General features: G+C 44.6%; 9 protein-coding genes and 4 pseudogenes. 8 read left to right on the top strand and 5 right to left on the bottom strand.

Going from position 1 to position 11,940, the window contains the following annotated elements; all coding sequences use genetic code 11:
• Window positions 1-411: 411 nt before the first annotated feature.
• Window positions 412-1,005: a YdeI/OmpD-associated family protein gene (locus AC1TPC_RS23850; protein ID WP_482069250.1), complete on the bottom strand. Its 594-nt coding sequence runs from the start codon at window positions 1,003-1,005 to the stop codon at window positions 412-414.
• A 277-nt stretch (window positions 1,006-1,282) separates the two neighbouring features.
• On the opposite strand from AC1TPC_RS23850, the gene AC1TPC_RS23845 reads away from it, so the two are divergent.
• The 4 genes from AC1TPC_RS23845 (at window position 1,283) to AC1TPC_RS23830 (ending at window position 5,865) form a co-directional block, all read left to right on the top strand.
• Entirely contained in the window at window positions 1,283-2,563 is a 1,281-nt protein-coding gene (locus AC1TPC_RS23845; protein ID WP_482069249.1) for a DUF445 domain-containing protein, read from the top strand.
• Entirely contained in the window at window positions 2,563-3,897 is a 1,335-nt protein-coding gene (locus AC1TPC_RS23840; protein ID WP_482069248.1) for a DUF445 domain-containing protein, read from the top strand. The genes AC1TPC_RS23845 and AC1TPC_RS23840 overlap by 1 nt, the downstream gene beginning before the upstream one ends.
• Before the next feature lie 203 nt (window positions 3,898-4,100).
• Complete coding sequence (locus AC1TPC_RS23835; RefSeq protein WP_482069247.1) at window positions 4,101-4,817, top strand: hypothetical protein; 717 nt, start codon at window positions 4,101-4,103, stop codon at window positions 4,815-4,817.
• 184 nt (window positions 4,818-5,001) lie between these two features.
• Window positions 5,002-5,865: a WG repeat-containing protein gene (locus tag AC1TPC_RS23830; protein ID WP_482069246.1), complete on the top strand. Its 864-nt coding sequence runs from the start codon at window positions 5,002-5,004 to the stop codon at window positions 5,863-5,865.
• A 208-nt stretch (window positions 5,866-6,073) separates the two neighbouring features.
• On the opposite strand, the pseudogene AC1TPC_RS23825 reads toward AC1TPC_RS23830, so the two are convergent.
• Window positions 6,074-6,562, bottom strand: a pseudogene (locus AC1TPC_RS23825) (penicillin-binding transpeptidase domain-containing protein); the annotation flags it as partial.
• 139 nt (window positions 6,563-6,701) lie between these two features.
• Window positions 6,702-6,992: pseudogene (locus AC1TPC_RS23820) on the bottom strand (aldo/keto reductase); the annotation flags it as partial.
• Here AC1TPC_RS23820 and AC1TPC_RS23815 point away from each other — a divergent pair.
• Window positions 6,984-7,082, top strand: a pseudogene (locus AC1TPC_RS23815) (aldo/keto reductase); the annotation flags it as partial. The pseudogenes AC1TPC_RS23820 and AC1TPC_RS23815 sit on opposite strands and share 9 nt — an antisense overlap.
• Window positions 7,083-7,271: 189 nt before the next feature.
• A pseudogene (locus AC1TPC_RS23810) lies at window positions 7,272-7,873 on the top strand (AraC family transcriptional regulator); the annotation flags it as partial.
• Between the two features lie 22 nt (window positions 7,874-7,895).
• Here the strand turns inward: AC1TPC_RS23810 and AC1TPC_RS23805 are convergent.
• Both AC1TPC_RS23805 and AC1TPC_RS23800 read right to left on the bottom strand, forming a co-directional pair.
• Window positions 7,896-8,333, bottom strand: coding sequence for a VOC family protein (locus AC1TPC_RS23805; RefSeq protein WP_482069245.1), 438 nt, complete (start codon window positions 8,331-8,333; stop codon window positions 7,896-7,898).
• 143 nt (window positions 8,334-8,476) lie between these two features.
• Window positions 8,477-9,172 carry a metal-dependent hydrolase gene (locus AC1TPC_RS23800; RefSeq protein ID WP_482069244.1) on the bottom strand — a complete coding sequence of 232 codons (696 nt, stop codon included), beginning with the start codon at window positions 9,170-9,172 and terminating at the stop codon, window positions 8,477-8,479.
• A 126-nt stretch (window positions 9,173-9,298) separates the two neighbouring features.
• Between AC1TPC_RS23800 and AC1TPC_RS23795 the strand changes: the two genes are divergently transcribed.
• Window positions 9,299-10,090 (top strand): PaaX family transcriptional regulator C-terminal domain-containing protein, encoded by a 792-nt coding sequence (locus AC1TPC_RS23795; protein WP_482069243.1) that lies wholly within the window; start codon window positions 9,299-9,301, stop codon window positions 10,088-10,090.
• Between the two features lie 385 nt (window positions 10,091-10,475).
• Complete coding sequence (locus AC1TPC_RS23790; protein ID WP_482069242.1) at window positions 10,476-11,849, top strand: WD40 repeat domain-containing protein; 1,374 nt, start codon at window positions 10,476-10,478, stop codon at window positions 11,847-11,849.
• Window positions 11,850-11,940 lie beyond the last annotated feature (91 nt).

The raw sequence follows: 11,940 nt of genomic DNA, 5'->3' as shown, positions 1-11,940 counted from the left end.
CTAGCTGCATTTCACCGTCAAACAACTTATCACTAAATACTCATCCTATAAATGGATAGTTTTCCCTAATTGTGTAGCCGCCTGTGCTTATTATATTGGGCTTTCGTAATTCAGGTTTAACGGGAGTTTTTCCAGCTAAATGAACGAACTGACTTCTTATCAGGAAAATAGATGGAGCTTTTCCTGCTAATTCCACAAAACGGAAATGATTTGAGGTAGCCTTTTATTTCAAACTAGCTGGTTAAAAAATTTCAAAGTTAGGAACAAGTAAACGAGCAGAATTGGGATGTTCCCATTCCGTGCGGACACTTTTGGGACAGCCCTATTTTTTTTGTTGTGGTTATGGAATAGCTTCCGAGCTTTTTTAACGCTCCGATTATGGTTTGGCTTCCTTAAGCTTGCAAACACGACCTAATCATTCAATCCCTTTCCACCCAGAATTTGCTGCATACATTTTTCAACCCTTGACTCTCGAGTTTTGGATTGTTTGGGTTCAGAAAAATAAAAAATGTATGCTCTTTGCCGTCCAGGCGTCAATGCTTCAAAAGCAGTTTTTAAGGCAGGGATTTCATCAAATTTATTTTGAAGCTCTTCAGGAATTATGTATTCTGTATTCTTTTTAAAATTCACTTCCAAACCGGCTTTTTCAACTTCAATAGCTTCATAAATATAGGATTTCAAGATGGTTTCCATTTCAACTATTTCTTGAACATTGGTGAACCGAATCTGGCGCGCCGCCTGTACATTCTCCGTTTGTTGAATTAGGATACCATGGTCATCCTTTAACAAGGCGCCTTTGTGAAACAGAAGCGCACAGTATTCTTTAAATCCATGTATTAAAACGATGTTTTTATTCTGAAACGTGTAACAAGGATGCATCCACTTAAACTCTTCGGTAAGCTCACAGTCAAGAACGATACTTCTCAGCTTCTCATATTCTTCCTTCCACTTTTTGGACTTACTTAAATATTCATCAACCTTAGCATTCTGTCTACTATTTGTCATCAAGGAACACCCCTCGTCATTTCAAGTATGTTCGTATCTTCGTCTCATAGGTTCAATTGTACTGCTTTTTTATGAATTGTACAGTTTGCGTACAGACTCTAGTTTGGCGAGAATAATCTGTATTTTTGATCTTTTAGGCATATGGCAAGTATCTAGAAGCACGAAATCATGATGGTGTTCATCGGTTAAAATAGATGTTTTGAAAGCTCCATTGTTTCATACCACATAGATATGGGATAATTACTCAGGTAACGATCATCAGGAATGGAGCTTGTCTATGAACAAATTAAGCATTAAGAAAAAAGCGGACTTAGCGCTGCTCTTCTCCGCTGTCGGAATATTTGCCGCTTTTCCATTTCACGATACGTTTATGGGGGGACTTTTCTTTTCTCTCTTTAGCGCTGCAACGATCGGCGGACTCGCTGATTCCTTTGCGGTAAGCGCCTTGTTCGGCAATCCTTTGCGCATCAAATGGCCTTCATGGATGGGTACCAACATTATTTCCCGCAACCGGGAGCGCTTAATTGGCGAGCTTGTGAAGATGGTGCAGAACGAATTGCTGACCATTCCGAACATTAAAGAGAGGCTGGACGAGTACAACATCGCGGACGTACTAGTCACTTATTTGAAGCAGCATGGCGGCGAAGAGGGTATCAACGATATTTTGCAGCAGGTGGCAGATGATGTTATTACGACAATCGATTTGCAGGAGCTGGCCAAAATGGTGCAAACCTTCCTGTTCGAGCATGCCGATTCGATTCCAGTAGCGGATATTGCGGCAGATGCCGGCGATTGGACGATTCGAAATGGATACGATGACCGTATAATCGAATTTATTATTCCTGAGCTGATCAAAATCGTGAAATCGGCGCCTTTTGGAGCCGTCATCAGCCAGATCGTAGATTCAGCGATTCGCTCCTATGAAGGAGATCAATTCAGAAGGAAGCTGATTGATGCTACGGCGGGCTTGGAATCAGCGAATATTAGCGGAAGGCTGCAGCAGTGGCTGGTGTCGTTTCTGGAGAAATTTCATTCCGAGGATCATCCGCAGCGCCAGAAGCTAAAAGCTTTTATAGCGCAATTTGTTGCAAGGCTGCGTACAGACGAGCAGCTGCGCGGCCGAATTGAAGCGGGCAAGGCAACCCTGCTCTCCTCTGTGAAGGAAGAGATCAAGCTTGATGTTTATATACAGCGAGGGCTGGAGTCCATTCGCCGTGCCGCAGCAGCGAACGCGGAAGGGCAGCTTGCGCGTTATCCTTGGATTAAGGAGAAGCTGCATGAAGGAATCGCCGCTTTGGAAGCCAACACGGAACTGCTCACTCGCATTGATCAATACGTGAAGACCACCGTGCTCAAATGGATGGAGCAGAAGCATTCGTACATCGGCAAGATGGTGACCGATAAGCTGAACAGCTTCTCCGAGGAGGAGCTAATCGAGCTTGTTAAAGAGAAAGCGGGACGTGATTTGCAATACATTCGGATTAACGGCATGGGAGTTGGAGCGATAATTGGCGTGGTGCTGCATCTAGCAACCTTTTGGATTGGAGGGCAAGCGTAATGGCAATGAGAAAAAAAGCAAATCGCAGCTTAATTTTGCTCGCCGTCCTGTTCGTCCTTGCCGCCTGCTGCTTGTATGTGTTTCCGGACAATTGGTGGACCCGAATGCTGCTTTATACGACCGAAGCTGGTCTTGTTGGGGCATTAGCCGATTTGTTTGCCGTTACGGTTCTATTTCGCCATCCATTTGGCTGGAGGTGGATTCCGCATACCGCAATCATTCCGAGAAATCGGGATAAGCTGATTGAAGGCGTCGCGAATATGGTCGAGCAGCAATTGCTGAGCAAAGATCTGTTGAAGGAAAAAGTGAGCCAGATTTCGCTTGTAGAGATCGCGATTGCGTGGGTGGACCGCCGTCAAGACGGCATAATGGCGGAGCAGGGATGGAAGCTCGTGTCGGGGCTTCTTGCTAAGCTTGATCTAAAAGGTTTATCTGTCGTTTTGGATGAGAAGGCTCGCAAAAGCTTAAGCAACGTTAATATGTCACCTTATGCTGGCAAGGCGCTGAAGTGGGTGATGGATCAGGGCAATTTTCAAAGCTGGCTCAATTATGTGGTAGAGTTTGCAGCTGAGAAGGCTGCCGATGAGCAGACGAAGCTCGTTATTCGGGAGCTGCTTGGCAAGGAGAAGGAGAAATTCGTTAACCAAGGCAGCATTTTTTCCAAATGGCTCAAAAAAATGGCTGTTGAAATCGCGGAATCTACCAATGCGCTTAACCTCGACGATGCGGCAAATGTGTTATATGGCGATTTGCAGCGATTAATCGATGACTTGCGAAATCCTCAGCATGAGCTTCGTGTTTTGCTTGAAGACATGATATATCAGCTGGCTGACCATTTGCAAAATCGCGAGGACGTATCCGCTGCTGTAAACGAGTGGAGAGTCGAGGTCATCGAGAAGATTTCCTTCCTGCCATCGATTGAAGCCTTGCTTGGCAACGTGAGACAGCTCCTAATGAAGGATCAGGGCATGGAGCTAGTTGTGCTAGCGAAGCATTCCGTTAATCAAACCGATATAAAGGATTTGATCAATCAGTTCATTAAGTCTTATTGGGACTGGTTCAAGGCAAATGAGGAAACGAAGGGCTGGCTGGAGCAATACGCCCAAAAATTCGTTTATAAAATGATCGATACGGAGCATGCGATTATAGGTGTCATCGTGCGCAAAACGCTGGATAGCTTTACGGAGCAGAAGCTGGTGTACTTCATTGAGAGCAAGGTCGAGACCGATCTGCAGCGCATTCGGTTGAATGGAGCGTATATTGGCTCCGCGCTGGGCGCAGCCTTTTATCTCCTGCTGTATGGCGTTTACGAGCCGATTTTACGTTTGTTTTAACGAGAAGCCCTTACTCATTAGTACTGCTATTGGGCAGGGCTTTTTTTGTTTGGCTTAAACTTCGGAATGAAAGTGGAAGTTTAGTTCAGGGAATGGTTGGAAAAATATTGGGATTAAATTATACTCTTAACATCTGGATTTAAAAGTGGAAGGGTACGGCTAAACTAGCTATGCAGTAAAGAGGAGGAGAGAGCATTTACAATATGTCTGAGATTATTAATGAGGTCGGAGTTCATGTTAATAAGATGGATCAGCTATATAAATGTAGAATCATTAATTACACTGGTAAAACGAGAGATACCGATGAATTGTATTCAGAAGTAATTGCCAAAGAGTTGTTGAAAATAGATGCAAAGAATCGGTTAATAAGCATAAATGAGGTGGAAAGAAAGAAAGGGTATCGCGTAGCAACTCATAATGGGGTTATTACTACGCGTCATAATGAACAAGATTCCAATAGAAAAGAAGAAAGATTTGCAATCAGATTATATAATTTGAGTAAAAGCGGAAAAGTATTTAACCATATTGGAATGATTCTGGATTATCAAATCCCCCTAAAAAATAGTAATGCTGATAAAGGATTAGGCAAGATTGATTTAATCTCTGCTATAGAAGATCGAATTTTTCTGATCGAATTAAAAATTAAAGAAAACAAGGAAACCATGTTGAGATGTGTTCTTGAAATAGCAACTTATTATCAGATTCTGTCAAAGTCAACGTTTTTGAAAAGCTATCCAAGTGAATTTGGAACAGTTAAGAGTATTAAAAAAGCAATATTGATTGTTAATGATTCTTTGCAGCATAGGGAAATGGAAGAACTTCATAATGGCGAAAGAAGATACCTGAAGGAGCTTATGGAAGCACTGGAAGTGCAGGTCTTTTGTATAGATTCTGAAAGTCTTGAAGTACAAAAATTATGAAAATCATAGGGTTGCTAGATTAACAAACCTGCCTGTATTTTTTTTTTGAATCATCCGATGTGGATCAAGTATTTCAAAGGATTCAACTAGTGAGGGAGCGTGAGCCTGTTGCTTAAAAAAGATCGCTGCAATCGCCGGATTGGCGGTAATGGTGTACGGACTTGCCGGGTTTGGGCAAGGCTAGGTGAAGGTAGCGATAGCCGCAGAGGCGGCTGTTGAGGTGATGCAGGAGAATGTTAATCTGTATCCTATCGAGGACAAGGGCAAATACGGATTCATTAATAGTAAAGGCGAGAAAGTGATCGAGCCGATCTACGATAGCCTCGGATATTCTTTTCAGCCTAGAGGTTCGGTCCAAGAGGAAGACCGCGTTGTCAAGAAGCAGATTTACTTCAGCTTCATGGGAGAGCAGCAGCTCGTGTGTACGCAGAGGAACTGTCGAGTTCTTTATGATGGGTTAGCGTTGTATATGGCAAAGGTTCAGGCAGCCGACAGCACCACTGTAACAAGGTTCGGATATATTGACATTCAAGGGAAGGTTGTCATTCAGCCGATCTACAATACAGCTTATCATTTTTCCGAAGGCTTGGCGCGAGTCAATGAGGGGAAAGCCTCCGGTTATATCAATACGAAGGGCGAGCTGGTCATACCCTATCGTTTTAGCAAAACTTCCGATTTCTCCGAAGAGTTGGCAGCTGTCAGCCTGACAGTAGGTGGAAAATACGGATTTATCGATCCTTCCGGCAAGTTCGTCATCTCTCCTCGATTCGACTATGTGTATCCATTCTCCGATGGAGCGGCTGCTGTGATGCTGAACGGCAAATACGGATACATCGACAAGACGGGTAAATACATACTGGCTCCTCAGTTAACTATTGCACAGCCTTTCTCGGAAGGTCTGGCATTCGTCGAACGCAATGGGGTATCATTCTACATCAACAAGAAGGGTGAGAAGACCATTCAAAATCTTACGGCTGGAGGAACGTTCTACTATGTGAGTGGATTTATCGACCGCCGCTGGACAATTGTATGGCCGCCTCAATCATAAGAGCAGAACAGAAGACAAGGATTGAAATTAAAAATGTAATGAAAGCGGAATCCAGTTGTAAGTACTCTGGATTCCGCTTTTTTTTGTTGCGATCATGCCTGGATTCTTCCATTATGAACTCTTATCTGAAGCGACGGAAGAACGTCTGCAGGTCAAGGGCAACAAGATCCGGCGCATCCATAAAGGCGAAATAGGTGCCGCGAAAGTCTCATAAAATGTTTAATTGCTCCAGACATTCGAAAGTAATGGTTTTGGCGGTGGTGCCGCTGCCGTCCACACTCGTGGCAAATACCCATGCAACCTTATCCGTCTCCACATATCCCACATACCAGCCAAGTCCTAGATCGGACAACCTCGTACCCGTTTTCCCATGAATCGTGTAATCGTCCTGTTCGTTATCGATCATGATTCGTTTGACTGTTTTCATTGTTTGCTCTTGGAACGGTAGAGATTCTTCTACGAGCTTCTCCATGAATTGGGCCTGCTCTTGTGCGGAGATGGTTAGGCTGCTGTCCAACCAAAACTTATCAATCCCGCCGCTGATGTCTTGATTGCCATATTGGATCCGCCCGAGGTTGCTCTGCATCCGTACAAGACCAATATCCCGAGCTAGCGCTTGGTAATACCAGATGGCGGAATGCCTCATGGCAGAAGCTAGCGTATGATCGCGATTCCAGACGTCAAACTCCCGAACGATGCTTACGCAAGAGGCGTTTTGTGAGTAAGGCCCAAGGATAAGGATATAGAGATGCCAAACCGATTCCTTTGCGTAAATAGAACCTGCCAGTGGTCTTTCGAAATAGTAATTGTTAGATATCAAGTTTACGGGAACTGATTCATTTCACCATTTCAGGATCATTATGTGAAAAGAACAGGCTCTTTTTCGTATCTAACATAGTAATCGACTCCATATCCTCTTGGCTTAATTCAAAATCAAAGATATCGTTGTTTTCGATAATTCTTTCTTTACGAACAGACTTTGGAATCACAACGACGTCTCTTAGTGTCAACCAACGTAAAACCACCTGGGCAACGGATTTATTATACTTTTCAGCTATAGGTATCAATACCTCATTCTGGAATAAGTTATTTTTGCCTTCAGCAAAAGGCGCCCAGGATTGGATCTTATTGAAGTAGTTCCTGCAGTAAATCAGGTTGAAACACACCCTTTCAATCAGCAAATCGAAAGTTCAAAATTCATGAAAGAGAACAGTGTTCTTAATCCTCCAATTTTAATTCTTTAGAGCTCTGATCCCTGTTTGATAAATCTAATGACTTTATTATGCATTAGCCGAATAAAGAACAGGTATCTAATTTCTCTTAAATGATTGCCTAACCCTCGGGGAGCGCATGTTTGAAGAAATAAGAAACCGGCAGGATAACCTTACAAAACTGATTAAGCACCATTGAAACTAGATTTTAGCCAAAACGAAATTTTAGAGATTTTGAAAGACGCTGACATTCATATCCATTCAAAGGATAATGCTTCACGAGCCATGTTTGTCGGTCAAATCGAGCTATCCATAATGGATGCTGTATTCGTTTAGTTCAATTGCTCGATTATCCTGAAGACATTCCGTTTCTTGCTCCTATGCTTAAGAATGAGATCATTTATAGACTCCTTCAAGGGCAGTATGGCGCTAACCTTGCACAAATAGCGATGGAAGGAAGCAGTGCCTATCGTATCAGAGGGGCAATCGATCAAATCATTCAACATTATGATCAGCCATTAAGGATTGAAGAGCTTGCTGAGCTCGCTAGTATGAGCATCTCTTCGTTTCATAGACATTTTAAAGAAATCACTGCCATGAGCCCTCTTCAGTTTCAAAAACAGCTTCGCTTGCAAGAAGCTCGCAACCTATTATTAATGGAGTCAGCGGATGCTTCCGAGGTTGCATATCGGGTTGGTTTTGAAAGTACATCCCAGTTCAGTCGTGAATATTCTCGTATGTTTGGTTTTCCTCCCAAGGCGGACATAAAGCGCCTAAAGGAAAATATGAGCAAATAGAGAGGAGTACCGATCTTAATATTTATTTGATTTTCTCAGTCAGCTCCAAAATAATTCCTTCTGGCCCACGAACATAGCATAATTTATAAGCATTTTCGTAGTTTTGTATTTCACCAATAAGTTCTGCGCCTTTCTTTTTCAATTTGGTAACAAGGGCTTCAATATCTTCAACAGCAAAGGCAATATGCCGAATACCCAGAGTATTTGCCAAAGGGTGCTGTATGCCATTTTCATCTGATGGCGTGTGAAATTTTACTAGTTCTATATTCGCTTCACCGTCAGGCGTTCGTAACATGACAACTTCCACTTTAACGTCTCGAAGCCCTATTATCCGCTCCACCCACTCGCCTTCCACTTCTCCTTCCCCCATCATTTCAAGGCCAAAGTCAAGAAAAAACGCTTTCGCGGCAGGAAGATCATTGACGATTATACCCACATGATCGATTCTATGGACCTTCATATCTCATACCTCCTTTACTTTCGCTACATCCACTTTTACAACAAAAAAACGGCGCTTTGCGGCGCCGAAGTCAGTACTTTGCTCAAAATAACGTCGACTCAAACGTGACGTCAGAATGTCGATATGTATAGCGTTGACACACTTTATTTTACAAGTGTAAGCTGTTCTCCTGGCTGGAGAGCGAAGCCTTCGATTCCTTGCTCCTTCAACTGTGCGGTGAAGGCTGCAGTATCTTGCACGATGCCTGGGAATGTGCTGTGATGAACCGGGATCACGTTCTTTGCTTGCAGCCATTTTGCTGCAATCAGAGCATCCTTAGGTCCCATTGTGTAAAAATCCCCGATCGGCAGTACCGCGTAATCAATATCGTGGAGCTCGCCGATCATTTTCATATCTCCGAACAAGGAGGTGTCGCCGGCATGATAAAGCGTAACTCCGTTCCAATCCAAGACAAATCCGCCCGGCATGCCTGCATAGATGATGCTTTGAGAATCGTCCGATATAATAGAAGAGCTGTGGAATGCGTGAACAAGCTTTGCTCTGGCAAATCCCAAGTCCACAGTTCCTCCGATGTTCATTCCGATCGTCTTTAGGCCCTTCCAAGAGTAGTAGGTAGCGAGCTCAAAAGTGGCGACAATGGTCGCATCGTTAGCTCTGGCGATAGCTTCCGCATCAGCGGTGTGATCCGTGTGTCCGTGTGTAAGCAAAACGTATTGAACTTGAATGTCCTCGGCTTTCGCTTTGGCAACGGGATTGCCGCTCAGGAACGGATCGATGATGATCGAATGCTCACCATCCGAGATCTGAATGCAAGAGTGTCCGTGAAAAATAAGGTTCATTTTTTTTCCTCCGTATACTTTTTATTATTCGCTTGACGACAATACGAGTATATTATTTGTTTCTTTTTTTGTCAAATTACTGTAATATGAGGATAGCAATTTTTCTGGAAGGGGATCAAAAAACGAATGCTGTCAATCGAGAAGCAGATACTTTTCCTGCTGTCAAAAAAGCGTTGCATGCATGCTAAAGAGTTAGTACAAATTTATACGAAACGCGGCTATAAGGAGCAGTCGATCAGGAACGTTCTATCACGAATGAAGAAAGAAAAGTATATTCAAGCGGAAGAGCGTTCCCTGTATTCCATAATGGACAAAGGTGAGCAGTTTTTATCCTTCGTGAACCGGAAACCGCGGCAATACGATGTGGACTGGAACCGTAAATGGTATTTCGTGCACTTCGAAGTACCGGAGCCGGAGAGGCATAGAAGGGATCAATTCCGTTTGCAACTGCTGCAGCTTGGCTTCGGTCAACTATATAAAGGCGTATATGTCTCTCCTTGGGATTATAGAAAGCAGCTTTTGTCATTGATTCAAGCGGCCTCCATGGATGAATACGTCACTATCTCGGAAGCGTCGATTTTGTTTCGGGATATTACCCCCGAGAGGGCAGCTGACATTTGGCCTCTAGCCAGCATCCATCATCTGCATCAGGAGAAGTGGCAATGGTATCAAGACGAATTCGTTCCGGCTTTGAATAAGGAAATCAGGGGCATGATGGATCCTTTAGAGTTGTTTGTCCTTTATTTGCATGTCGGAGAAGTTATCAGCGAGATTAGCCTTAGGGATCCCATGCTTCCGGCGTCTCTGCTACCAGATGATTGGATGGGTCATCGCGTAATCACTGAGTTATATCGTTCGTTTCAGTCGTTCGCCACCCTCATCCCCAGCTCTTCAAAGTATTATCAATTTCTCGTGTAACACATGAGTATCCGGACAATGCTGCCCGATATGTGAGAAAAGGCTGTCGTTCATGCCGGCAGCTTTTCAAGACGAATTCTGAAAACGAAGAAAAAATAAAAAACTTACAGAACAACTCGCTGATGAAGGTTGATACTAGAGTATTAAGTAAGATTGATAGTTAAGAAAAGATTGCGTTCGTTATATTTTGAAGTGAATATGAAACATGCAACGGCAGCCTCGTTGTGATAACGTGCAATGTGAACCGTGATTGGATCGATGTTCTGTATTTTTCCTGAGGATAAAACAGGTGAAAATAAAGAAGAGGCATTAAAACAGCCGTCCTGGACTGTCGCCTAATCTCCTCCTACTGAATAATCTGAAGTATAAGTTGCTTCAGGAGAGGATGTTGGCCATGCAAACTGTTCCTCATGATCTCGATCAAGGATGGATCGCCTACACGTCGGACCGCAGCGGGCCGTTCGACATCTGGCTGTACCGACCTCATAACGGTCTTAATTTTCAACTTACACAGGGGATTGGTGCGGAATATTCTGTTCCGTATTGGTCCCCGGACAGCAGGAGAATCGCTTTCATCGGCATTGGCAACGTGGTCCACTTGTTGGATACCGTTACGCTCACCGTCGCCCGGATCGACCAAATCGAACCCCATACGCTTCTGGACTGGTCCCCGGACAGCCGGTTTCTCGCGTATGTCCAAGACGGGCGAATCGTCATCTATGATACTTTCTCGCATAACAGCTACGCCCTCCCGGAGCCGGGCGCCAGCGATGTTCAGTGGTTTCCTTCAGGTAAAGAGCTTCTGTTCGCGGCTCCGGACTCCAACGGCAACACTCAGCTCTTCCGCATCCGGACCGATGGCACAGAACGGAGACAAATCACGAAAAATACGGACGGACCGCTCCATGACGTTCGCCTTTCCCCGGATGGCACCTTCGCACTTTATACGTTCCCCGGTGTCAGCATTTCCATCATTTCGACGGTGGACCTGGCCACCGGCACCATCTACACGCTGGATGGCGGACCGCTTTCCAAAAACTATTTTCCGGCATGGTCACCGGACTCTCGGAGCATAGCCTACAGCGCAACCGCCTATAAGGAGCCGAATTATTATACTCTCATCCAAATCGACAGCCGTACGGGTCAAAATCAAAGGACGTTGGCGGTTTCGGACTGTTTCGCCACTCCTGTCAACTGGTCGCCGGACGGCAGAAATATCGCGTATTTATCGGGATGCGCAGGTGTAGATAGCGCAAGTCAGCTCTGGATTGTCGATACCAGGAAGCCGATGTCGGTGAACGTCCTCAGCGGCGGTCGGATTACCGCCCTGCAGTGGTCTCCTCACGTCAGAAGAGTTTCGGAAAATATCTACACAAGCTTTGTCTACCGTGTATCCTTTCCGTATCCCGCAAACTGGCTCCAGGTCAGTGATGAGAGGTACGAGGGGCCAGGTGGTTTCTTTCAGGTATCCGCGATTTCAGCGGGCGACCGAATTGCCGATGTATGCAGCTCCGAAGCTTTTCATCCATTGATGCCTTACGGCTCTTCTCCTCGGATTGTCATGATGACGATAGAAAATCGGGAGGCTTGCTTCATTTTCCCATCGGCCGACCAACCAGCGGAGATGAACAAACAGGCCGCCCTCATCGTGAGATATCCCCGTCCTGTCCAAATCGGGGAATCGTTTTACAATTACTTTATCCTTTGGGCCGACGTCAACCACATCCGCCAAATTGGCAAGCGTCTGTCTTTCCTTTAGCCAACCTTCATTGATGGTTGGTTTTTTTAATAATCAGCGGGTTGGCCTGCTCATTTTATTAAACCAAAGTGCTGAATAATGCAATGACAAG

The organism is Paenibacillus sp. Y280, assembly GCF_056786335.1.
This window is presented reverse-complemented; position numbering and strand designations above follow the sequence as displayed.